The sequence below is a fragment of the Paraperlucidibaca baekdonensis genome (genome assembly GCF_003387535.1).
Classification (GTDB): domain Bacteria; phylum Pseudomonadota; class Gammaproteobacteria; order Pseudomonadales; family Moraxellaceae; genus Perlucidibaca; species Perlucidibaca baekdonensis.
Genome location: NZ_QUNR01000001.1, coordinates 786,603 through 808,376 on the forward strand (window position 1 = coordinate 786,603; position 21,774 = coordinate 808,376).

Here is a 21,774-nt window from a genome sequence, read left to right on the forward strand (position 1 = left end):
CGAAATTCTCGAATGCGGGTGCTCATTCCCTAGAGCACAACGGCTGCCCTAACCGGCGGCGACCTGTTTCGATAGACTGGTTGGAGCCAAGAAATGTACGCAGTAATTAAAAGCGGTGGTAAGCAGCACCGTGTAGTCGAAGGCGAACGCCTGAAAGTCGAATTGTTAAACATCGAGCCAGGTCAAACGGTCACGTTTGATGACGTGCTGATGGTTGTTAACGGTGACAATATTCAAGTCGGTACACCGATTGTGGCCGGCGCGAAAGTCACTGCTGAAGTGTTAGATCACGGTCGTCATGACAAAATTCGTATCGTCAAATTCCGTCGTCGTAAGCATTACCGTCGTCAAGCCGGTCATCGCCAGTACTACACTGAATTGAAAATCACAGGTATCAGCGTTTAAGCGCTGAACGGCAGGAGAAACAGACATGGCACATAAAAAAGCCGGTGGTTCCACCCGTAACGGTCGCGATTCAGAAGCCAAACGACTTGGCGTGAAAGTCTATGGCGGCCAACAAATCCAAGCGGGTGGTATTATCATCCGTCAACGCGGTACACAGTTTTGGGCTGGCGAAAACGTCGGCATGGGCCGTGACCACACCTTGTTCGCGAAAGCGCATGGCGTGGTGAAGTTCGTCACCAAAGGCGAGTTCAACCGTAAGTATGTTGTGGTTGAAGCAAACGCCTAAGGCGCTTTGGTTTGCAAAAGCCCCGCCTGCGCGGGGCTTTTTTGTTTTCGGAGAGATGTCATGCGGTTCGTCGATGAGGCAGTGATCAAGATAACGGCAGGCGATGGCGGCAATGGCTGCATGAGCTTCCGTCGTGAGAAGTTCATCCCCTTCGGCGGCCCCGATGGCGGCGATGGCGGCCACGGCGGCTCAGTCTGGGCGCAAGCCGATGTGGGCGTTAATACGCTGGTGGACTATCGCTACACCCGTTCATTTCGTGCCGAACGCGGCGTCAATGGTCGCGGCGCAAACTGCACCGGCCGCAGCGGTCAAGACATCACGCTCAGCGTACCCATTGGTACTACCGTGCTCAATGAGGTCACCGGCGAAGTCTTTGGTGATCTCACCGAAGATGGTCAGCGTATTTTGCTGGCGCGCGGCGGTCGCGGCGGCCTCGGTAACATCAACTTTAAAAGCTCAACAAACCGGTCACCGCGCAAAACCACCGACGGCATTGAAGGTGAAATGCATGAGCTGCGTCTTGAGCTCAAAGTGCTCGCCGATGTGGGCTTGCTCGGCCTACCCAATGCCGGCAAATCGACGTTCATTCGCGCCGTATCTGCTGCCAAGCCCAAGGTTGCTGATTACCCGTTTACTACGTTGGTGCCGAATTTAGGCGTGGTCGATGTCGATCGCCATCGCTCGTTTGTCATGGCCGATATTCCCGGCTTAATCGAAGGCGCCTCTGATGGCGCAGGCCTTGGCATTCGCTTTCTCAAGCATTTGGCGCGCACGCGTTTCTTGCTGCATATAGTTGATATTGCGCCCTACGACGAAACCGATCCGGTGCACGCCGTGGAGGTCATTGCCAATGAGCTGGAGAAGTTTTCGCCAACCTTGGCCTCGCTGCCTCGCTGGCTGATTTTAAACAAAACCGACTTGCTGCCATCGGCAGAAGAAGTTGATGCACGTTGCAATGATATCGTGGCGCGCCTGAACTGGAATGGCCCGATTTTCCGCACATCAGGCCTCACGCGCGATGGCGCCATGGCGGTGTGTTATCGCTTGATGGATGCAATTGAAGAACAACGCGCCGCTGAAGACATTGATCCGGTCTTGGCCGAGGCTGAGCAGGCCAAGCGCGAGCGCATGGTACAAGAAGGCCGCGAGCGTATTCGTGAGCTGGAGGTGCGCCGTTCGGCTGAGCGTCGTGCCATTCGCTTAGGGATTGATCCCAGCGAACTGAACGATGACGACGATGACCTCGACGAAGACGCCGAAGACGCGCCGGAAATTATTTACCGACCTTAAGAGTGGTGGCCGCTCCCATGTCACACGCATCTGTTTCCTCTCAGCGCCATCGCTTGCAGCACGCCAAGCGCTGGGTGGTGAAAATTGGCTCGGCACTGCTCACCGACAATGGCCAAGGCCTCGATCAGCGCGCCATGGCGGCGTGGGTCGAGCAAATGGTCGCGCTTAAGAACCAAGGCATTGAGCTCATTTTAGTCTCCTCTGGCGCCGTCGCTGAGGGCATGGTGCGCATGGGCTTGTCGCAGCGCCCCGACAGTGTGCCGGCCTTGCAAGCCTGCGCGGCCATTGGTCAGATGGGTTTGGTGCAGGCCTACGAAACGCATTTTCGCGAGCATCAGGTGCGCACCGCACAAGTCTTGCTCACCCACGATGACCTCGCCGATCGCAAGCGCTACTTGAACGCGCGCAGCACCTTGCGCACGCTGATGAGCTGGGGCGTGATCGCGGTCATCAATGAAAATGACACGGTGGCCACCGACGAAATTCGTTTTGGCGATAACGACACGCTCGCCGCGCTGGTGGCCAATCTCGTGGAAGCGGACGCACTGATCATTCTCACCGATCAAGAGGGCATGTTTGATCGCGACCCGCGCCATGACGCCAATGCCGTGCTCTTGCCAGAGGTGCAGGCGCTCGATGCGCGCTTACTGAAAATGGCTGGTGGCGGGGGCGCACTCGGGCGCGGTGGCATGATCACGAAAGTGCGCGCGGCGCGCTTGGCGGCGCGTTCGGGTTGCGCCACGGTGATTGCCAGTGGCTCGGGCCATCAAGTCTTGCCACGCCTGAAGCAGGGCGAAGTGCTCGGCACCTTATTATTACCGGAGCAAGATCGGCTGGCGGCGCGCAAACAATGGCTGGCGGGGCATTTGCAGGTGGCCGGCCGAGTGCAGCTCGATGCCGGTGCCGTCGCGGCTTTGCGGCAAGGCCGGCGAAGTTTATTGCCGGTCGGTGTGCGCTTAGTTGAAGGCAGTTTTCAGCGCGGTGAAGTGGTGGCGTGTTTTGATGATGCTGGCGAGCAGGTTGCACTGGGTTTGGTGAATTACGGCGCTGATGAAGCGCGGCGTATTGCCGGTCAGGCCTCGGAGCGCATTGAGGCGATCTTGGGCTATGTCGATGCGCCCGAGCTGATTCATCGCGACAATATGGTGCTGTGTTAAAAAAAGCGGTGTTAAAAAAAGCGGTGCTGAAAAGTCGTGTTGAGAGGAGTAGTGCTGAGGCGCGGCGAGCCCAAATGGGCGTCACAATAAGCCCCTAGCTCCTGCAAGATTGTCAGACAATCCTTGACGGCTGCGATGGCGCTTGCTATCACAGTGGCTCACGTGTTGCCTGAGCCGGTCATTATGTCTTCTGTTGTGTCATCAAAAATGCGAGCGCCGCATGCGCGCGGCCTACCGTTGATTGGCTATTTGCCACAGTTTATGAGCGACCCGCTGGCCATTTGCCGCACGCTAGAAAGGCGCCATGGCTTGGCGTTTCGCACGCATATCATGATCGACGTTACGGTGCTGCTTGGGCCTGAGGCCAATCAGTTTGTGCTGCAAAATCGCGACGGCATTTTCTCCAGTCACGGCGGCTGGGCGTATTTTATTGATGGCGTCTTTCCTGGCGCCATTATGTCTATGGACGACCCCGAGCATCGTTTGCAGCGGCGCATCATGCAGCAAGCATTTAAGCAGCCGGCTTTGCTGCGCTACCTCGAACATATGCAGCCGGCCATTGCTGAGCGGCTGTCGCATTGGCAGAGCCATCCGCGCTTTATGGCCTATGAGCACATCAAGCAACTCACGCTAGACATCGCCACGTCGGTGTTTATGGGTGAGGCCGTGGGTGCCGAGGCGCAGCGCATCAACCAAGCTTTTGTCGACACGGTGGAGGCTTCGCTGGCGCTGATTCGCCTGCCGATTCCGCCGTTTAGCATGTGGCGCGGCGTGAAAGGGCGCGAGACCTTGGTGGCGTATTTTCAACGCCTCATGGCGAGCAAGCGCGCTAGCGATAGCCCGGATTTCTTCAGTCAGTTTTGTCATGCCCGCGATGAAGACGGCCATCAATTCAGTGATCAGGAAGTCATCGATCACATGATTTTTCTGATGATGGCCGCGCACGACACCACCACATCGACGTTGACCTCGCTGCTCTATGCGCTGGCGATGAATCCGCAATGGCAGGCGCGCGTGCGTGAGGAGAGCCAGGCCTTGGGCGAGACGCTGAGCTTTGAGGATTTGGCGCGTTTGCCCGCCTTGGATTTGTGCATTAAAGAGGCGCTGCGCTTGTATCCGCCGCTGACCTCTATGCCGCGCCAAGCCACGGCGGATTGTGAGTTTCAAGGGCATTTTATTGCCAAGGGCACTAGCGTTGGCGTGTTTCCCTTGCACACGCATTTTATGGATGACTACTGGAGCAGCCCATTTCGCTTCGATCCCGAGCGTTTTGCGCGCGGCGAACACAAGCAGCATATGTTTCAGTACGTGCCGTTTGGCGGTGGCGCGCATATGTGTTTGGGGCAGCACTTCGCGAATGTGCAAATCAAAGCCATCATGCACCAGCTATTGCGCGGCTTTCGCTGGTCATTGCCGGCAGATTATGAGCTGAAAAACCAAATGGTACCGATTGTTAAGCCAAAAGATGGCTTGCCGTTACAGTGGCAACGCATGCGCTAAAGACCTTTACACAGCAACAACAGGGCGCGTTGCGAAAGTTGACGCAGATCAAAAAAGTCAGCCATCACTTACGTTCTAATGAATCTATCGAAAACAACGTGGAGACACGATCATGTGGATGGATTTAGTCGGAACCTGGAGTGGTGCGCTGTCATTGGCGGTGATTTTAATTTGTGCGGTGGGTATTCCTGGCGCTGTGGTCATTGCGCTGATGCGCCAAGTGAAGGGCCCGATTGAGCTAGCCCATGAGCCAACAGTGAGCGCCGTCAAACACACCGCATGGCACGACCAACGCTACGCACACGACTAACGCTTATTCATGGCAGGATGCCTGAACACGCGCGGCGAGCGCTTCGGCATGGAGGATACGAAGTTGCTTGCCATGGACCTCAATGAGGCCGTCGGCGGCGAGTTGCGACAGCACGCGGCTAACGGTTTCAAGCGCAAGCCCCAAATGATTGCCGAGATCGGCACGACTCATGGCTAAACGCAGCTCATGCGCGGCTAAATGGCGTTGCTGCTGACGCGCCGATAAGCCCAAGATAAAACTCACCACCCGCACCTCGGCGCTGGCCTGCGCCATCAAATGCAAGCGCTGATAATCGGCGCGCAACTCGGTGCTCATGATCTGGAACAAATGCCCCTGCAGTTCCGGCAATTGCTGCGACAGTCGGCTGATGCCGCTTACCGGCAGCTCACAGAGTGTGGTTTTCTCCAGCGCCGTGGCGGTACTGGCGCAATGGCTTTGGCCCATATTATCGAGCCCGATCACCTCGCCAGGTAGGTAAAATCCGGTGATTTGCTCCTCGCCCGAGGCCAGCAACATACTGGTTTTGAGGGCGCCAGAACGTACCGCATAAAGCGCGGTCATGGGGTCGCCGAGGCGATACACCGTGTCATGTTTGCTGAAGGCGCTAGGTTGCGCCACGAGCTGGCTGATGCGCGTTAAGGCGCTTTCATCAAAGCTCGGTGGAAAGCAGAGTTTTTGCAGGCCGCAATCGAGGCATCGCGTGGCGGCGGGGTGCAATGACATGCGTTAGCTCACGATCAATGAATCATGCGCGTAATCGTAGACGCAAAAAAGCCGGCGTGATAGCCGGCTTTTTCATTCACAGCGAAGAGCTTAAGCGGCTAAGGCTTTGATCTGCGCATTCAAGCGGCTCTTATGACGAGCGGCTTTGTTTTTGTGAATGATGCCTTTGTCGGCGAGACGGTCAATGACCGGCACGGCGGCAGTGTAAGCAGCTTGCGCAACGGCTTTATCGCCACCGGCAATAGCAGTCACAACTTTCTTGATGTAGGTACGCACCATGGAGCGCAGGCTCGCATTGTGCAGACGCTGCTTGTCGTTTTGACGTGCGCGTTTTTTGGCTTGTGCAGAGTTGGCCACCAGGCGGCTCCCATAAATATCGGACTATAAAGTGTTCTGAAACCGCGCAAACACCTAGGTGTTCAAGAGTTCCAAAATCAGGCGCGCAATGATGCCGCTGAGATGATCATAAGTCAACCCGCCTTGCTAGCGAATCAAGGCCTGCCTGCGCTACTATCGCGGACGATCTTGGAGCTCACATGTCAACCACGCCTGACCCTTCTTCGGCAAAAGCCGTATCGCCTGTGATTGCGCGCGCCGCTAGCTTATGGCGATCGACCTTTATTGTCAGCGCCATGACCTTATTGTCGCGCATTGCCGGCCTGGTGCGCGACATGGTGTTCATGAATTTATTCGGTGCCAGCCGGCTCATGGATGCGTTTTTGGTGGCCTTCAAAATCCCCAATTTCCTGCGCCGCTTATTTGCCGAGGGCGCTTTTTCGCAAGCCTTTGTGCCGGTGTTGAGCGAGGTGCGCAGTCAGCGCGGCGATGATGCCGTGCGCGTGCTCATCAATCATGTGGCGGGCTCACTGACGCTGGTGATTGGTGCGCTCAGCGTGATCGCCATTGTCTTCTCGCCAGCCATTATCTTCGTTTTCGCGCCCGGTTTTCGCGGCGATGAGCTGAAGTTTGATCTCGCCGCCGACATGCTGCGCGTGACCTTTCCGTATTTATTGCTGATTTCGCTGACCGCGTTTGCCGGAGGTATTCTCAATACCTATGGCCGTTTCGGCGTGTCGAGCTTCACGCCGGTTTTGCTCAATATCACCATGATTGGCTGCGCCGTGTGGCTAGCGCCGTTATTGACAACGCCCATCATGGCACTGGCTTGGGGCGTATTGATCGCGGGTGTTGTGCAGCTCGGCTTTCAGTTTTGGCCATTGCAGCGACTGAATTTATTGCCGCGTTTTAAGCCGAATTTTCAAGATCCTGAGGTTAAGCGCATCCTCACGCTGATGGTGCCGGCGATGTTCGGCGTCTCGGTCAGCCAAATCAATTTGCTGCTCGATACCGTGTTGGCCTCGTTTTTGGTCAGCGGCTCGGTGTCATGGCTCTACACCGCCGAGCGCCTCACTGAGCTGCCGCTCGGGCTGATTGGCATTGCCGTGGCGACTGTCATTCTGCCGACGCTATCGGCGAAACATTCTGAGAAGTCCGATGCTGAGTTTCGCGGCACCATCGACTGGGCCTTAAAAGTGATCGTGATGGTCGGCTTGCCGGCCTCATTGGCGATGGGCTTTTTGGCGCAGCCGCTGCTGGCTTCGCTATTTCATCATGGTGCCTTCGATGCGGAGGATGTGGTGAAGTCGGCGATGGCCTTGCAGGCGCTGGCCGGCGGCATCTTGGCCTTCATGCTGATTAAGGTCTTTGCGCCGGCGTTTTATGCGCGCCAAGATACGAAAACGCCGGTGCGCATTGGCATCATCGCCATGGTCGCCAATATGGTCTTCAACCTCATGTTGGTCTGGCATTTGGATCATGTCGGCTTGTCCTTGGCGAGCACGCTAGCAGCCTTTGTCAACGCCGGCTTGCTCTACAAAGGCCTGCATCAAAAAGGCATTTATCGTCTCGATGCGCGCTGGTTGCCGTTGCTGCTGCGCTTTGCCCTCGCCAACACGGTCATGATGTTGGTGCTCTGGTTCATCACGCCCAGCAATGACTGGTGGCTGGCAGCGCAGGGCTGGTCGCGCGTGGGCTGGGTGCTGTTGGTGTGCGCCGCCGGTGCCACGTCTTATGCGGCGGCATTGTTGGCCGTGGGCTTTCGCCCGCGTGAGCTGCGGCATCCCTGATGCGCTTTCGGTATACTCACGCGCTCAGTTGGCGAAATCGACGCAGCAGCCCATGCATTTAATCCGCGGCATTCATAATTTGCGCCCCAGCCTAGGGCCACACGCACTCACCATCGGCAATTTCGATGGTGTGCACGCGGGTCATCAGGCCATGATCGCGCAGCTGCGTGGGGCGGCCGAGCGCTTGAACTTGCCGGCTATGGTCATGTGTTTTGAGCCGCAGCCGCAGGAGTTTTTTGCTGGCGATCAAGCCCCCGGCCGGCTCATGACGTGGCGCGATAAAGTCGAGACTTTGGCAAGTGTTGGTGTTGATCGGGTCTTGCTGGTGCGTTTTGATGCGCGTTTTCGCGCCTATACGGCGGCCGGTTTTATCGACGACCTGCTCGTGACCAAGCTACAAACCAAATACATCTTAGCCGGCGATGACTTCCGCTTCGGCTGCGACCGTAGCGGCGATTATGCGCAATTGCAGCGCGCCGGTGCTGTGCATGGCTTTGAGGTCGATGAACTCGACACGCATACCTTAGCTGGTGAGCGCGTGAGCAGCACGCGCATTCGTGCCGCCATCGCAGCGGGTGACTTCGCGCAGGCACGGGCGCTCACCGGACGTGATTTTTTTGTTGCCGGGCATGTTGTCCATGGCGATAAAATCGGCCGCACGCTGGGCCTGCCCACCGCCAATATTCTCATGCGCCGCCAAGTGTTGCCGTTGCGCGGGGTCTTTGCGGTTTGGGTCGATGGTCTTGGCGAGCAGGCACTGCCGGCAGTCGCTAATGTGGGCACGCGGCCCACGGTGGCCGGCATTCAGGCGCGCTGCGAAGTGCATTTGCTAAATTATCGTGGCGATATTTATGGCCGCCGCTTGCGGGTGCGCTTTGCTCACAAACTGCGCGATGAGCAACGCTTCGCGTCGCTCGAGGCATTAAAAGTTGCCATTGAGGCCGATGTTGTGGCTGCGCATGGCTATTTCACCGCCGAGGCTGCGTGCACACCGCAGACTATTTCTGATGCTGAGGGCTCGCGCGCCAGCAGCTCATCTCTTACACCGCACGCTGGGAATTAATTGCAGGCTATGGACTATAAAAGCACGCTGAATCTACCGGAAACCAAATTTGCCATGAAGGCCAGCCTCGCCACGCGCGAGCCGGCGCGGGTGGCGGCGTGGCAGTCGGAATCGCTGTATGCGCGCATTCGTCAAGCGCGTGCGGGGGCACCAAAATACACCCTGCATGATGGCCCGCCCTACGCCAACGGCGATATTCATATTGGCCATGCGGTGAATAAAATCCTCAAAGACATGATCGTCAAAGCCAAGGGCTTGAGCGGTTTTGATGCGCCCTATGTGCCCGGCTGGGACTGCCACGGCCTGCCCATTGAGCTCAATGTCGAGAAGAAGTTTGGCAAGCCCGGCGTTAAGCTCAGTGCCGCGGAGTTTCGTGAAAAATGCCGCGAATACGCGGCCTCGCAAGTGGCGCGCCAGTCGCTGGACTTCCAGCGCTTAGGTGTGCTCGGCGATTGGGACAAGCCGTATCTGACCATGAACTTTGGCCAAGAGGCTGACATCATTCGCGTGCTCGGCAAGATTGCTAGCAATGGCCATTTGCACAAGGGCATGAAGCCGGTGCATTGGTGTATGGATTGCGCCTCGGCCTTGGCTGAGGCTGAGGTGGAATATCAGGACAAAACCTCGGCGGCGATTGATGTGGGTTTCGCGGCAACGGATGTAGCCGATTTTGCCAAGCGTACGGGCTTAACCCTTGCCTCGGCGGAGGTGGTGATTTGGACCACCACGCCATGGACACTGCCGGCCAACCAAGCCGTCTCGCTGCATCCTGAGCTGAGTTACGCGGTAGTGAAAGCCCGTGTGGCAGGGCTGATCAGGCATCTCGTGCTTGCCGAGACGCTGGTGGCCGATGCCTGTGCGCGCTATGAGGCGAGCGATATTGAGGTGCTCGCCACCGTCAGCGGTCAAGCCCTAGAAGGCCTGCAACTGCACCATCCGCTCTATGAGCGCGTAGTGCCGGTGATTGTCGGTGAGCATGTGACGGCCGATGCCGGTACCGGTGCGGTGCATACCGCACCCGGCCACGGCCAAGATGACTTCGTGATTGGCAAACGCTACGGCCTCACCGTCGATAACCCCGTCGATGGCAATGGCGTGTTTTTGCCCAATACGCCGCGCTTTGCCGGTCTGCACGTAAACAAGGCCAATGAGCCAATTGTTGAGGCCCTGCGCGAGCCACGAGCCGATGGCTGTGCGCCATTGCTGTGTTTTAACAAATTCCAGCACAGCTATCCGCATTGCTGGCGCCATAAGACGCCGATTATTTTCCGCGCCACGCCGCAATGGTTTATCAGCATGACCCAAAACGGTCTGCGCGATGCCGCCATGGATACCATTGGGCAGGTCGAGTGGCTGCCCGAATGGGGTCAGGCGCGCATCGAGGGCATGGTCTCGGGCCGCCCCGATTGGTGTATTTCGCGCCAACGCACCTGGGGCGTGCCGATCACTTTATTTGTCCACAAAGAAACCGGTGAGCTGCACCCGCGCACGGCCGAGTTTATTGAAGCGGTGGCCTTGAAGGTCGAAGCTCAAGGCATTGAGGCGTGGTTTGCCTTGGACGCCGCCGAGCTCTTGGGTGCTGAGGCGGCGCATTACGACAAAGTCACCGATACGCTTGATGTGTGGTTTGACTCCGGTGTTACTCACAGCTGCGTGCTCAATCGCGTCGATGATCTGCGCTATCCCGCCGATCTGTATTTGGAAGGCTCGGATCAGCATCGCGGCTGGTTCCAGTCCTCGCTGCTCACCGCCGTCGCGGCCAATGGCTCCGCGCCCTTTAAGACCGTGCTCACGCACGGCTTCACTGTGGATGGCCAAGGCCGGAAAATGTCGAAGTCGGTGGGCAATGTGGTCGCGCCACAAAAAATCATGCAGACATTGGGTGCCGACATCATTCGCTTATGGGTCTCCGCCACAGATTATCGCGGCGAGATGACCGTTAGCGATGAAATCCTCTCGCGCATGTCCGATAGCTATCGTCGCATCCGCAACACGCTGCGCTTTTTGCTGTCGAACTTAAGTGGTTTTGACCCCGCGCGCGATGCCGTGGCTAGCGATGACATGCTGGCGCTCGATCGCTGGGTGGTCGATGCCGCCGCCAGCCTGCAAGACGACGTGATTGCCGCCTACGACAGCTTCCAGTTCCACCAGATTTATCACAAGCTGCACAACTTCTGCGTCAATGAGCTTGGTGGTTTTTATCTCGACATCATTAAAGATCGTCAGTACACCACGCAGGCGCAGTCGCTGGCGCGGCGCTCCACGCAAACCGCGCTCTGGCATATCGCCGAAGCGTTTGTGCGCTGGGCTGCGCCGATTTTGAGCTTTACCGCCGAGGAAATCTGGGAAGTGCTGCCCGGTACGCGTGAAGACTCGGTATTTTTGAGCGAATGGTATGACGGCCTAGCGCGCTTACCCGGCACCGAGCCAATGCTCACCCAAGCCTATTGGCAGGATGTCTTGGCGGTAAAATCGGCGGTCAATAAGCAGATTGAAGCCGCGCGTAATCGCAAAGAAATCGGCTCGGGGCTCTCAGCCGACATCGTGCTGTATGCCAATGAAGCCATCACCGAGACGCTCAACGCCCTCGGCGACGAACTGCGCTTTGTGCTGATCACCTCCAGCGCCACGGTCATGCCCCTATCGGCCAGCGGCGGTGAGGCCAGCGAGCTCGATGGCCTGCGCGTTAGCGTCACCGCATCGGCGGGTATTAAGTGTGTGCGCTGCTGGCATTACCGCGATGATATTGGTCAGCACAACGAGCATCCAGAGATTTGTGCGCGCTGCGTGAGCAATGTCTGCGGTGCCGGCGAGGAGCGTCATTATGCCTAAGCCTAATGTGCCACAGGAACCTATGACTCCGCCGAGCGGCTTGCGCGCCATCCTCGATCGCCCGCTGAATTGGTTGTGGCTGGCGGTACTCATTTATGTCGCCGATTTCTACACCAAGGCCTGGGCGTCTTCGAGCTTGTATTACGGGCAATCCATCGAGATCTTGCCGTTTTTGAATTGGACGCTGGCGCACAATACCGGCGCCGCGTTTAGCTTTTTGCATGATGCCGGTGGCTGGCAGCGCTGGTTTTTTGTCGGCATCGCGGTGGTGGTGAGTGTCGCGCTAATCATTTGGATGGCGCGCTTACCGCGCGGCTCGCGTTGGCTGCCACTGGCCTTGGCGCTGCTCTTAGGCGGCGCGGTGGGAAACCTTCATGACCGCCTAGTGCAGGGCTATGTCGTCGATTTTATCCATGTCTATTGGCAGAACTGGCATTTTCCGGCGTTCAATATTGCCGACTGTGGCATCACCGTGGGCGCGATTATGTTGATCATCGATAGCCTAATTTTTGAGCCACGTCGCGAGCGCGCGGCAAAAGCACAGGAGCATCAGCAATGAGCAAAGTCGGTCCAGGCACGCGTGTCAGCCTGCATTTTACCGTGTCGTTAAGCTCCGGTGAGGTGCTCGACAGTACCCACGAGCGCAGCGAACCGCCCACGTTTGAGTTTGGCGATGGCAATTTGTTGCCCGGCTTCGAGAAAGCCATGGAGGGTATGCAGGCGGGCGAGCAAGGGCGTTTTGTCATTGCTGCTGTGGATGGTTTTGGGCTTTGGCAGGAAGACAATGTGCAGCATTTCCCGCGCCATCAGTTTGGCGAGCAGCTCTTGGAGCCGGGCATGGTCATGCAGTTCGCCGATGCCAGCGGTGCCGAGCTGCCCGGCGTCATTAAAAGCTTGCCAGAAAATGCCGTGGAAGTGGATTTCAACCACCCGTTGGCGGGTCGTGAGTTGGTTTTTGAGGTCGATGTGTTGCGCGTTACCGACGCCGACGCCAAGCCGGTGACGTTGAACTAAGCGCTTGGATGGCGGAGTTCGCCACTCGTCGCACCTTTTACCGCAACATGGAGATCATCATGGATATCAAGCTCGCCAATCCCCGCGGTTTTTGCGCCGGTGTCGACCGCGCCATCGAGATCGTCAATCGTGCACTGGAGGTCTTTGGTCGCCCAATTTATGTGCGCCACGAAGTCGTTCATAACAAATTTGTGGTCGATGATTTGCGCGAGCGCGGCGCGGTATTTGTCGATGAGCTTGAGCAAGTCCCCGATGACGCCATCGTGATTTTTTCTGCGCACGGTGTGTCAAAAGCCGTGCAAGATGAAGCCAGTGCCCGTGGTCTGAAAGTCTTCGATGCCACCTGTCCATTAGTCACCAAAGTGCATATGGAGGTTGCGCGCTATGCCCGCACCGGCACCGAGGCGATTCTCATTGGCCACGCGGGGCATCCCGAAGTGGAAGGCACCATGGGTCAGTACGACAAGGGCAATGGCGGCGCTATTTATTTGGTCGAAGATGAGGCCGATGTCGCGAAATTGCAGGTCAACAACCCTGAAAACTTAGCTTTTGTTACGCAAACCACGCTCTCGGTCGATGATACCGCGCGTGTCATCGATGCTTTGCGCGCGCAGTTCCCGCAGATTCAAGGCCCACGTAAAGATGATATTTGCTACGCCACGCAAAATCGCCAAGACGCCGTGAAAACGCTGGCTGAGCAATGCCAAGTGGTGCTGGTCGTGGGCTCGCCAAACTCTTCGAACTCCAACCGACTGCGTGAGTTGGCCGAGCGTATTGGCGCCCGCGCGTATTTGGTCGATAACGCCGAGCAGATCAATAAGTCCTGGCTCGATGGCGTTGGCGCTGTGGGCGTGACCGCCGGGGCGTCGGCGCCGGAAGTGCTGATTCGCCAAGTCATTGATCGTTTGGGCGAATGGGGCGGTGCCAAGCCGCTCGAGCTCGATGGCCGCCCTGAGAATGTCGTGTTTTCGATGCCCAAAGAGCTACGTATTCCCATCAAAGCCGTGTGATTTTCCACGCGCGCCCTAGCAATCGCGAAAATCTTTGCCACCCTTTAGGTAGGCGTGCACATGGTGTTGCACGGCGGAGGGAGGCGCGATGGCGAGCCGGCGATATCCTGCGCGCAGATGGCAGCAGCGTGGCTTGGGTCTGCCCGAGACGCTGATTGCCTTTACGCTCATGCTGGTGGCGCTCACCGGACTGTTAGCAGCGCATCAGCAGGCCAAGCTTATTCAGCGCGATGCCAGTCAGCGGCTGCAAGCGATTGTTGCGTTGCGCGAATTATCGCTGCGTTGGCAGCTCAATGGCGCGTCGACAAATCACTACCGTGCGGCTATTGCTCAGGGCTTAGCTGCTGCTGGCGATGACTTTCGCTGCACACAAGCGGCTTGCTCCGCAGCTGCGCGCGCGCAAGCCGATGTGGCCTGGGTGGCCGCCATGCTTAAGGGCCTATCTCGCGCGCAGTGGCGCATTCATCCCTGCCGTGAATGGTTGGCGGATTGCCTGTGGTTGGGCTGGGGGCGAACCACCTGCAATGGTCAGCGCACGCCGCGGCGCACAGAGCGCTGCATGCAATGGCTATTGCCGCCATGAGGCGCTCGCGGCGAGTTAGCCAGCGTGGCATTGCCATTGCCGAATGGGCATTGGCAGCCGTGCTTGGTGCCTTGGTGTTGGCGGCAGCATTAGCTTGGGTGCAAAGCAGCCTCGTACTTGCCATGTCGCAGCGTGTGCCGGCGCAGCTGCAAGAAGCAAGTTATTGGTTGATGCAACGCCTCGAGCGCATGGTTAGCACGGCGGGTGCTGGCGGCGTGCACCCTTTGGGGCTCGATGATCCGGCGTTATCGGCTTGGTGGCCGACAACGCAGGCCGATACCGGGCGCGTGCCGAGCGATCAACTCCTGCTGCAACGTCGAGTTCTGGATGAGCGTGATGATTTCGATTGCGAGGGTCGCCGTACGGCGCTTGGCGCACGTCAAATTAGCCGATTATTTTTGCGTCGTGAAAGCGTCTCGCCATTGTGGGCCTTGGCTTGTGACGCCGGCTACTGTGATAGCTCTGGTTGTCATGCTCTGGGCGATGCCGGCATTGTCTTGATGTCGGGTGTCAGCGCTATTCATTGGTCGATCCTCGCGCAAGGGTCAGCAAACAGTCCATTAGTCGCGTCTGAGTGGGACTCGGTGGATGCCTTGACGGGCGTCATAACACCTGTTGGTTTGCGAGCAGCTATCTGGACAACCAGCGACACCGAGTTTTCGCGGGATCGGCGTTGGGCTGCGCCACCGACTTGGCAGGGACCGGCCATCGAACCGCTGCGCGAACGTCGCGCGCAACACACGCTGACAATGACCTGGATGCTCAATCATGTGCCCTAGGCGGCAGCAGGCTGGTCATGTGTTATGGCTGGTGGTGGTTATTTTAGGCAGCCTTGCGCAGTTGGCTATTTTTAGTATTCAACAGGGCGCAGCCAGCGGCTTATCGGTGCAGCGCATAGAGGCGTATTGGCAGCGTGAGCTCTTGGTTGAGCACATTGCCGAGCACTTGCAGCGCTTGCCATTGCTGCGTGTATCCGCGGCAGATGAGCAAGCACTGTGGCATCCGCTAAGCACGCTGATTCGCAGCGCCTGCGACGACAACTCGCGAAATGCCTTCACCCAAACACCTTGCATTGATGCCGCCAAGGCGCGATGGGCATGGCGTTTGACACCAGTGGGCGAGCCTGTGGCGACCTGGCCGGGGCTCATCACGCAGCGTTACCAGTTAGCTATTCAGGCAACGAGTGCCGGCGATCGCGTCAGTCGCTGGCAATACACATACGAGCAACGGAGTTTGCCATGACACATTGGCCACGGGTGACCATGCAGCGCGGTGCGTTGTTGAGCGAATGGCTTATCGCACTCGTACTCACAGGTATTATGCTTAGCGCGGGATTTGCATGGGCTGGTTCGTGGCAGCGGCAGCAACAGGCGCGACAATGGACGGCAAGTTGGGTGCTGGCCATGGAGCAATTGCGCCAGCGAGCATTGCATAGTCGGCGGGCCTGGGTGATTTGCGCCAGTGCCGATGGCCGTCAATGTCAGTCGGAGTGGCGCGCGGCTTGGCTGGTGTTTCACGACAATAACGCCGACGGTCAGCGCCAAGCGGGTGAGCGTGTGCTCAGCATGACGCCTGATATTCCGCCGTCATGGCGGGTTATTTGGCGTAGTTTTCGCCGTCACGATTGGCATGTGTGGAGTGCGCAGGGCGATGCGGTGCTATCGAATGGCACGTTTACATTGTGCCCGCCGGTCGTCGACGAAGCGGCCTTGCGGCAAGTCATTGTTAGCAAGTCCGGGCGCATGCGTATTCGCCGCCCGAGCCAAGAGCGCGCATCAGTGTTACGGTCGGCGCGGCAGGCGTGCGGGTGGCTTTCATGAGAGGGTGAGTATGCGAATAGTGGTGGTTGGGGCGGGCATTAATGGCCTATTGACGGCGCGCGAGTTAGCGCAGGCCAACGTCGAGATTATGCTCTGTGACCAAGGTGATCTTGCCCAGCAGGCCTCATGGGCTGGCGGCGGTATTGTTTCGCCGTTATATCCTTGGCGCTACGCTCCCGCGGTCACGGCATTGTCGCGCTGGGCACAAGCCGCCTATCCGAACTTGCAGCGCGAGCTATATGACAGCGTCGGCATCGACAGTGAGCTGCTGACCTCAGGGCTGTTGTTTGTTAATCCCGATGATGCACGGGATGCCATGGTCTGGGCGCAGGCAAATCATGCCCGGGTTGAGCGGGTGGATCATGCGCATTTGCGTGATCGTTGGCCGGGTTTGGCGCACGATGCCGACACCGGTGTGTTTTTTCCAGACATCGCGCAGATTAGAAATCCGCGCTTATTAAAGGCGCTGATTGCTGATTTGACCCGTCACAGTCATGTGCAATTGCGCCCACAAACAGCAGTCATAGCCATCGCCGGAGCGCGCGGCCACGCCTCGGCATCGGTTACGCTTGCTTCTGGCGAGCGCATTGAAGCGGATGCAATCGTTGTCTGTGCGGGTGCTTGGACGGCAAAGCTTCTGGCGCGATCAGCATTGCCTATCCGTCCTGTGCGCGGACAAATGCTGCAGTATCAGGTCGCCCCCGGCAGCATTCCAAGCATGATTTTGCGTGATGGCCACTACCTCATTCCGCGTCAAGATGGCCTGGTGCTGTGTGGCTCGACGCTAGAAGAAACCGGCTTTGATGATCGCACCACCGCGCAAGCGCGCGAGCAATTAGAGGCTGTCGCCGCAACGCTGTGGCCAGGCCTCACCGCACAGCCGCCGGTGCGGCATTGGGCCGGCTTACGTCCGGGCTCCCCCAATGGAATTCCGTATATTGGCGCTGTGCCAGAGCAGCCTGGGGTCTGGGTCAACGCCGGTCAGTATCGCAATGGTTTGGTACTGGCGCCTGCCTCGGCGGCGTTGATCAGTGACTTGGTGCTATCGCGTCAGCCACGTTTAGACCCGACAGCCTATGCACCGTTGGCGCCTGATTAGCGCGCGTTTAACGGTCTTTGGGATTGGCTTCTAACCAGGCATCGCGGTGCTCATCGGAGCAGAAATAGTGGCCGCTCGAGCGCGTGCTTTCACCCTCGGGCAAATGCACTTGGCATTGTGCGCAACGCTGCATGGGCAGGCTCTGATTGCCTGCCTCTGGGCGCGAGTCTGATGACGTTGCGTCGCGTTCTGCGGGTTTGTCGAGCGCCAAAAAGCGGCGAATATAGCGATAGGCCAGCCAACCCAAGGCCAATAAAATAATGAGACGAATAATGCCCAACATGCGAGATTCCTTCTGCCAATGCGCGTACTCGACTATCCTAGGCAACTTCGTGCCAACTGCAAACTGATATTGTTATGTCTCAAGTATTAAGCCATGCCTCATTGCGCTTCGCGCTCGCTCAGCTCGACTTCCTAGTCGGCGATATTGCTGGTAACACCGCACAAATGATGGCGCAGGCGATTCATGCCCGCGACCAGCTTCACGCTAACGTCATTATTTTTCCCGAGCTCAGCCTCACCGGCTATCCGCCTGAGGACTTGCTGTTGCGGCCCAGTTTGTCTGCGCGCGTGACGGATGCCATTGAGCAGCTGCGCAGTGTGCATGGCATCACGATGGTTTTTGGCTTGCCGGAGCGCGGCCCATCAGGCCTTGAGAATGCCGCCTGGGTGTTGCGTGATGGTGAGCGCATAGCGCGTTACGTGAAGCACAAGTTACCCAACCATGAAGTATTTGATGAGCGCCGGTATTTTGTCGCCGGCCACGACGCCTGCGTCTTTGATTGTCACGGATTACGCATTGGCCTGACTATTTGCGAGGATATTTGGCATCCTGAGCCGGCACGTGCTGCCAAGGCTGCTGGCGCAGAGCTACTCATCAACCTGAATGCCTCACCGTTTCATGTGGGTAAAGCGCAGGAGCGCCTCGCCGTAGTGGCCGAGCGCGCGCGCGAGCTGAGCCTGCCGGTGTTGTACTGCAATGTGGTGGGCGGCCAAGATGAGCTGGTCTTCGACGGTGGCTCATTTGCGCTGCAGGCTTCGGGTGATCTGGCCATGCAAGCGCCGCAATTTGAAGCGGGCATATATGTGGTCGATATCGATCTGGCCAGTCGTCAGCTATTGGCAACAACACAGGCTCAATTGCCCGATACACCGGCCTCGATTTATCAGGCGCTGGTGCTTGCGTTGCGCGATTACGTCACAAAAAGTGGATTTAAAGGTGTGGTTTTGGGCTTGTCTGGCGGCATCGATTCGGCGCTGACATTAGCCATTGCCGTGGATGCGCTCGGCGCTGAGCGTGTGCGAGCCGTGATGATGCCGTATCACTATACCGCCGACATCAGTCGCCACGACGCCGCTGAGCAAGCAGCACGCTTGGGTGTGCATTACAGCAGCTTGCCCATTGCGGCGATGGTCGAGGCCTTTAGTAGCACCCTCAGCGATACATTTTCAGGTCTAGGTCGCGATACCACCGAAGAAAATTTGCAGGCGCGCACGCGTGGTGTTCTGCTCATGGCCATCTCAAATAAGCTCGGTTATTTGGTCTTACCGACCGGCAATAAGTCGGAGATGTCGGTGGGGTATTGCACGCTGTATGGCGACATGGCGGGTGGTTTCGCCGTTATTAAAGACGTACCAAAAGTCATGGTGTTTGAGCTGTGTCGTTGGCGTAATGCCCAAGCTACGGCTGCCGGTGAGGCCGAGATTGTGCCGACACGGGTAATCGATCGGCCACCGTCGGCGGAGCTGGCACCGGATCAAAAAGACGAAGATTCTCTGCCGCCTTATCCCGTGCTCGATGAGATTTTGCGTCGCTATGTTGAGTGCGATGAAAGTGCCCACGACATCATTGCCGCCGGTTTTGAGGCCGAGCAGGTGCGCCATGTGCTGCGCTTAGTTGATATTAATGAGTACAAACGTCGGCAAGCGGCCGTCGGGCCGCGCATTAGTCGGCGCGGCTTTGGCAAAGATCGGCGCTACCCCATCGTTAATGGCTGGACAATTGGCAAATAATTTCGATGCGCCCTAGCGCCAGCGACACTGCATGACTACCTTTTAAATAGGTTGCTCTCGCAAGGAGGCGAGTGTCATGCGGGTGTTCGTCTTGCTCGGTTGTTTGCTGGTAGGGGCTGGCGTGCGTGCTGATGCCCTGGCGCGTTTTTTTCCGGAGCCGCCAGCGCCTACTCCGGCGCTGTGGTGGGCCATCGATACCCGTTTGCCGCTAGCCATTGAGCCACTTCAGCAATGGTTTGACGGCACGGCACCGGGCCAGCCAGCGCAAAGCCTAAGGCCGCTACCCGCCGATGGCGTTGGCATTGGTTTGCTTGCTGGTGTTCCAGATGCACAAGGGCAATGGGCGGTGCGCGAGTTGATGGCGCCGTGGCCGCTCAATCTCACGCGCGTATGGCCAAATGAAAGCCGCCATCGCCAAGTACACATAACGCAAGCGCAGTCAGTGGGTGAGCAAATAGTGCTGCAACTGCCGCTGCCTGGCGAGGTCGTGCGTGATGTGCGCGCTGAACTTTGGCTGCCGCGCATGGGGCCGCCGCAAGGGCCTTATGCGGTGGATGTCACGCTGGCAGACAGCGCCAGCCAAGCGCTCGTGGCTATTGACAACGGCGACCATATCACCGTGTCATTGAGCGACTTAATGCAGCCGTGGCCGCTAGCGCAGGCTGCTGTGGCGACACTGACTGTGCGTGTGAGCAGCGACTCGCCATGGTCAATTGCGCCGATACAGGCGGCGCGACCGGCGCGTTGGCGGCTCAGTTGGGAGAGTCCATCGGCGGTCTTGAGTGGTCGAGCGCAATGGCAGCGCGTATTGCAGAGCTTGCTCATGCACAATGGCGCGCGCACACAATCTGTCGCGGATCTGCCCGCTAAGCTTCAGGCCCACGTGCAAGGTACGGCTGTGCCCAAAGAGACGGCGGTGATGTTTCGTCCGGCGCTGTTGCCGGAGGCGTGCGGTGGCCGTAACGGCCTGCTCATTGATGCATCAAGTGATACGCGTGCGGTGGCAATCACGCAGTGGTTAGATGCTACATTGCAAGGCCCCATGCAGCCGTATCGTGTGCAGGCGCGGCAGCATCAGGGCCAATTTTTAGGTGCCGATGTGCAATACGCTGCACCACGATTAGGGCGCGCGTTATGGCCTGGCGATCATGGCTTTATGCGCTGTCAGGCGCCGGCCGACTGTGATGACATCAGCGCCTATCAACCAACGCTACAGCAGCGGGCAAGATCGGCGTCGCACGCTGGTGTGACCTTGACCGATACCGCGTTGGGGCCGAATGACCAACTCTCCGTACGCGAGGCCACGGAGCCATCAATAAACGCCGTGGCGATAGGGCAGCCATTGCTGATTGATGCGGGTGCCGATCCAACATCTGCCACAGGGCGTGCACAGTTTTTGGCATGGTTGGCAGCCGATGCCACACTCTGGCTGCGCGATGGTGATGATGGCGAATTGCTTTGGCGCTGGCAGCCGAGCTCATGGCAGGCTTATCGCGACGCATTGCGCGATAAGTCGGCGAGCCAGCCTCAGTCGGTCAGCGCTGATGCCTTGCAGTTATGGCGCGGCGCCTCGGGCGAGCGCATTCTCTATGCGCTACAGGCCGGGCGGTTGATCGCTTTAGATCTACGCCAGCCTGAGCGGCCCATTGTATTAGCACTGACGCTTGATGATGTAGTCGTCGATAGCCTGAGCATTTTGCCGTCTGTATCTGGATCAAATGCCCCACCGGAGTTGCTGCTGGGCGTGCATCCAGTCGATACGAGCACGACACATGACATGGTGCATTTGCTGCAAATAAATGGCCGCACCGGTGAGCGTCGTTGGCAGGCCATTAGCCCAGCTGATGCGCCGCAGTGGCCTCAGCCATGGTCGTTTATCACGTGGCAGCAACGTCTGCAGGCCTATGCGGTAGATCATTTAGGGCGTATATGGCGTCTTCGGGCGAACCAGTCCGATGCCCTGTTTGAGCCGCCAACCATCATTGCTGAGACCTCAGAAAATTCCGCAGCGGTGGCGCAGATCACAAGACCAGACCTTTCCATACAGCGCGATGCCAATGGGCGCGCTCGTGTTGCCTTAACGCTGGCCGGCCAGCACGTAGCCACAGACCCTGTGCATGTGTTCGCGTGGCTCGATGAGGATCGCGAGTCACCATTGCTACTGGCTAGCCTACCACGTTGGCGTTCCGCGACTGCGCCACCGGCACATAGCATAGGCTGGCAGCGTCATTTTACCGATACATCGATGATCGGGCTATCGCCGCGCTGGCTGGCAGGACAAATCGTGTTGACAGTAGAGGCGGCATCCGCGCCGCCAGCACCGTGTTTGGCCGCACAAATAAGCACGACGCTGTATGAGCTACCGTGGCGGAAGGGCGCATCAATGGCCAAGGTGACAGAGCTTGGCAGCTCGGCAGCAGCACCAGCGGCACCAGTGGTCAGTGCAACGGGACAGCTGCACTGGTTGGGGCAAACGCAAGCTATCGCAGGGCCAACGCTGAAGGCGTATCGGCGTCGGCTAAGTAAACAGGCGGAGCCTTAAA

22 protein-coding genes are annotated in these 21,774 nt (G+C 58.1%); 19 read left to right on the forward strand and 3 right to left on the reverse strand.

Translation table 11 applies throughout. The annotated features are described in order from the left end of the window. The first annotated feature begins 93 nt into the window (after window positions 1-93). From rplU to DFR26_RS03695, 6 genes are all read left to right on the forward strand, one after another. Complete coding sequence (gene rplU, locus DFR26_RS03670; RefSeq protein ID WP_116207569.1) at window positions 94-405, forward strand: 50S ribosomal protein L21; 312 nt, start codon at window positions 94-96, stop codon at window positions 403-405. A gap of 25 nt (window positions 406-430) precedes the next feature. Further along, window positions 431-691, forward strand: a complete 261-nt coding sequence (rpmA, locus tag DFR26_RS03675) for a 50S ribosomal protein L27 (RefSeq protein WP_116207570.1) — start codon at window positions 431-433, stop codon at window positions 689-691. 60 nt (window positions 692-751) lie between these two features. Beyond that, window positions 752-1,981 (forward strand): Obg family GTPase CgtA, encoded by a 1,230-nt coding sequence (cgtA, locus tag DFR26_RS03680; protein ID WP_116207571.1) that lies wholly within the window; start codon window positions 752-754, stop codon window positions 1,979-1,981. Between the two features lie 17 nt (window positions 1,982-1,998). Further along, window positions 1,999-3,138, forward strand: coding sequence for a glutamate 5-kinase (proB, locus tag DFR26_RS03685; RefSeq protein WP_116207572.1), 1,140 nt, complete (start codon window positions 1,999-2,001; stop codon window positions 3,136-3,138). Between the two features lie 183 nt (window positions 3,139-3,321). Then, complete coding sequence (locus tag DFR26_RS03690) at window positions 3,322-4,638, forward strand: cytochrome P450 (RefSeq protein ID WP_116207652.1); 1,317 nt, start codon at window positions 3,322-3,324, stop codon at window positions 4,636-4,638. Window positions 4,639-4,750: 112 nt separating this feature from the next. Beyond that, window positions 4,751-4,948, forward strand: coding sequence for a hypothetical protein (locus tag DFR26_RS03695; RefSeq protein ID WP_116207573.1), 198 nt, complete (start codon window positions 4,751-4,753; stop codon window positions 4,946-4,948). A 3-nt stretch (window positions 4,949-4,951) separates the two neighbouring features. Here DFR26_RS03695 and DFR26_RS03700 read toward each other — a convergent pair whose 3' ends face one another. Continuing rightward, window positions 4,952-5,671 carry a helix-turn-helix domain-containing protein gene (locus tag DFR26_RS03700; RefSeq protein WP_116207574.1) on the reverse strand — a complete coding sequence of 240 codons (720 nt, stop codon included), beginning with the start codon at window positions 5,669-5,671 and terminating at the stop codon, window positions 4,952-4,954. A 90-nt stretch (window positions 5,672-5,761) separates the two neighbouring features. After that, the gene (gene rpsT / locus DFR26_RS03705) at window positions 5,762-6,028 is read right to left on the reverse strand and encodes a 30S ribosomal protein S20 (RefSeq protein ID WP_116207575.1); all 267 of its coding nucleotides are present in this window, start codon (window positions 6,026-6,028) and stop codon (window positions 5,762-5,764) included. Window positions 6,029-6,207: 179 nt separating this feature from the next. Here rpsT and murJ point away from each other — a divergent pair, with 179 nt between their 5' ends. From murJ to thiO, 11 genes are all read left to right on the forward strand, one after another. Further along, window positions 6,208-7,797, forward strand: coding sequence for a murein biosynthesis integral membrane protein MurJ (gene murJ / locus DFR26_RS03710; protein WP_116207576.1), 1,590 nt, complete (start codon window positions 6,208-6,210; stop codon window positions 7,795-7,797). 52 nt (window positions 7,798-7,849) lie between these two features. After that, window positions 7,850-8,860 (forward strand): bifunctional riboflavin kinase/FAD synthetase, encoded by a 1,011-nt coding sequence (gene ribF, locus DFR26_RS03715; protein WP_116207653.1) that lies wholly within the window; start codon window positions 7,850-7,852, stop codon window positions 8,858-8,860. A gap of 9 nt (window positions 8,861-8,869) precedes the next feature. After that, window positions 8,870-11,692, forward strand: a complete 2,823-nt coding sequence (gene ileS / locus DFR26_RS03720) for an isoleucine--tRNA ligase (protein WP_116207577.1) — start codon at window positions 8,870-8,872, stop codon at window positions 11,690-11,692. Continuing rightward, window positions 11,685-12,251, forward strand: a complete 567-nt coding sequence (gene lspA, locus DFR26_RS03725) for a signal peptidase II (protein WP_425453342.1) — start codon at window positions 11,685-11,687, stop codon at window positions 12,249-12,251. Before ileS ends, lspA begins: the two co-directional genes overlap by 8 nt. Next, window positions 12,248-12,706 (forward strand): FKBP-type peptidyl-prolyl cis-trans isomerase, encoded by a 459-nt coding sequence (locus tag DFR26_RS03730; RefSeq protein WP_116207578.1) that lies wholly within the window; start codon window positions 12,248-12,250, stop codon window positions 12,704-12,706. Before lspA ends, DFR26_RS03730 begins: the two co-directional genes overlap by 4 nt. 59 nt (window positions 12,707-12,765) lie before the next feature. After that, on the forward strand, window positions 12,766-13,716 hold the full coding sequence (gene ispH, locus DFR26_RS03735) for a 4-hydroxy-3-methylbut-2-enyl diphosphate reductase (RefSeq protein ID WP_116207655.1): 951 nt from the start codon (window positions 12,766-12,768) through the stop codon (window positions 13,714-13,716). A gap of 88 nt (window positions 13,717-13,804) precedes the next feature. Further along, entirely contained in the window at window positions 13,805-14,299 is a 495-nt protein-coding gene (locus DFR26_RS03740; RefSeq protein ID WP_116207579.1) for a type IV pilus modification PilV family protein, read from the forward strand. After that, on the forward strand, window positions 14,281-15,078 hold the full coding sequence (locus DFR26_RS03745; protein WP_116207580.1) for a hypothetical protein: 798 nt from the start codon (window positions 14,281-14,283) through the stop codon (window positions 15,076-15,078). Before DFR26_RS03740 ends, DFR26_RS03745 begins: the two co-directional genes overlap by 19 nt. Further along, the gene (locus DFR26_RS11075; protein ID WP_181898977.1) at window positions 15,068-15,541 is read left to right on the forward strand and encodes a hypothetical protein; all 474 of its coding nucleotides are present in this window, start codon (window positions 15,068-15,070) and stop codon (window positions 15,539-15,541) included. Before DFR26_RS03745 ends, DFR26_RS11075 begins: the two co-directional genes overlap by 11 nt. Then, window positions 15,538-16,119 carry a GspH/FimT family protein gene (locus tag DFR26_RS03750; RefSeq protein ID WP_181898978.1) on the forward strand — a complete coding sequence of 194 codons (582 nt, stop codon included), beginning with the start codon at window positions 15,538-15,540 and terminating at the stop codon, window positions 16,117-16,119. Before DFR26_RS11075 ends, DFR26_RS03750 begins: the two co-directional genes overlap by 4 nt. Before the next feature lie 10 nt (window positions 16,120-16,129). Next, window positions 16,130-17,218 carry a glycine oxidase ThiO gene (gene thiO / locus DFR26_RS03755; protein WP_181898979.1) on the forward strand — a complete coding sequence of 363 codons (1,089 nt, stop codon included), beginning with the start codon at window positions 16,130-16,132 and terminating at the stop codon, window positions 17,216-17,218. Window positions 17,219-17,225: 7 nt separating this feature from the next. On the opposite strand, the gene DFR26_RS03760 is transcribed toward thiO, so the two are convergent. Beyond that, window positions 17,226-17,501 carry a PP0621 family protein gene (locus DFR26_RS03760; RefSeq protein WP_116207583.1) on the reverse strand — a complete coding sequence of 92 codons (276 nt, stop codon included), beginning with the start codon at window positions 17,499-17,501 and terminating at the stop codon, window positions 17,226-17,228. Between the two features lie 74 nt (window positions 17,502-17,575). Here DFR26_RS03760 and DFR26_RS03765 point away from each other — a divergent pair, with 74 nt between their 5' ends. Together DFR26_RS03765 and DFR26_RS03770 are read left to right on the forward strand one after the other, a co-directional pair. Further along, on the forward strand, window positions 17,576-19,231 hold the full coding sequence (locus DFR26_RS03765; RefSeq protein WP_116207584.1) for an NAD+ synthase: 1,656 nt from the start codon (window positions 17,576-17,578) through the stop codon (window positions 19,229-19,231). Between the two features lie 76 nt (window positions 19,232-19,307). Beyond that, window positions 19,308-21,773, forward strand: coding sequence for a hypothetical protein (locus DFR26_RS03770; RefSeq protein WP_116207585.1), 2,466 nt, complete (start codon window positions 19,308-19,310; stop codon window positions 21,771-21,773). Window position 21,774 lies beyond the last annotated feature (1 nt).

Excerpts from the sequence above, each read along its gene's own strand:
- rplU (WP_116207569.1), top strand. The coding sequence starts at position 94 with ATGTACGCAGTAATTAAAAGCGGTGGTAAGCAGCACCGTGTAGTCGAA.
- rpmA (WP_116207570.1), top strand. The coding sequence starts at position 431 with ATGGCACATAAAAAAGCCGGTGGTTCCACCCGTAACGGTCGCGATTCA.
- cgtA (WP_116207571.1), top strand. The coding sequence starts at position 752 with ATGCGGTTCGTCGATGAGGCAGTGATCAAGATAACGGCAGGCGATGGC.
- proB (WP_116207572.1), top strand. The coding sequence starts at position 1,999 with ATGTCACACGCATCTGTTTCCTCTCAGCGCCATCGCTTGCAGCACGCC.
- DFR26_RS03690 (WP_116207652.1), top strand. The coding sequence starts at position 3,322 with ATGTCTTCTGTTGTGTCATCAAAAATGCGAGCGCCGCATGCGCGCGGC.
- DFR26_RS03695 (WP_116207573.1), top strand. The coding sequence starts at position 4,751 with ATGTGGATGGATTTAGTCGGAACCTGGAGTGGTGCGCTGTCATTGGCG.
- DFR26_RS03700 (WP_116207574.1), bottom strand. The coding sequence starts at position 5,671 with ATGTCATTGCACCCCGCCGCCACGCGATGCCTCGATTGCGGCCTGCAA.
- murJ (WP_116207576.1), top strand. The coding sequence starts at position 6,208 with ATGTCAACCACGCCTGACCCTTCTTCGGCAAAAGCCGTATCGCCTGTG.
- ribF (WP_116207653.1), top strand. The coding sequence starts at position 7,850 with ATGCATTTAATCCGCGGCATTCATAATTTGCGCCCCAGCCTAGGGCCA.
- ileS (WP_116207577.1), top strand. The coding sequence starts at position 8,870 with ATGGACTATAAAAGCACGCTGAATCTACCGGAAACCAAATTTGCCATG.
- lspA (WP_425453342.1), top strand. The coding sequence starts at position 11,685 with ATGCCTAAGCCTAATGTGCCACAGGAACCTATGACTCCGCCGAGCGGC.
- DFR26_RS03730 (WP_116207578.1), top strand. The coding sequence starts at position 12,248 with ATGAGCAAAGTCGGTCCAGGCACGCGTGTCAGCCTGCATTTTACCGTG.
- ispH (WP_116207655.1), top strand. The coding sequence starts at position 12,766 with ATGGATATCAAGCTCGCCAATCCCCGCGGTTTTTGCGCCGGTGTCGAC.
- DFR26_RS03740 (WP_116207579.1), top strand. The coding sequence starts at position 13,805 with ATGGCGAGCCGGCGATATCCTGCGCGCAGATGGCAGCAGCGTGGCTTG.
- DFR26_RS03745 (WP_116207580.1), top strand. The coding sequence starts at position 14,281 with ATGGCTATTGCCGCCATGAGGCGCTCGCGGCGAGTTAGCCAGCGTGGC.
- DFR26_RS11075 (WP_181898977.1), top strand. The coding sequence starts at position 15,068 with ATGTGCCCTAGGCGGCAGCAGGCTGGTCATGTGTTATGGCTGGTGGTG.
- DFR26_RS03750 (WP_181898978.1), top strand. The coding sequence starts at position 15,538 with ATGACACATTGGCCACGGGTGACCATGCAGCGCGGTGCGTTGTTGAGC.
- thiO (WP_181898979.1), top strand. The coding sequence starts at position 16,130 with ATGCGAATAGTGGTGGTTGGGGCGGGCATTAATGGCCTATTGACGGCG.
- DFR26_RS03760 (WP_116207583.1), bottom strand. The coding sequence starts at position 17,501 with ATGTTGGGCATTATTCGTCTCATTATTTTATTGGCCTTGGGTTGGCTG.
- DFR26_RS03765 (WP_116207584.1), top strand. The coding sequence starts at position 17,576 with ATGTCTCAAGTATTAAGCCATGCCTCATTGCGCTTCGCGCTCGCTCAG.
- DFR26_RS03770 (WP_116207585.1), top strand. The coding sequence starts at position 19,308 with ATGCGGGTGTTCGTCTTGCTCGGTTGTTTGCTGGTAGGGGCTGGCGTG.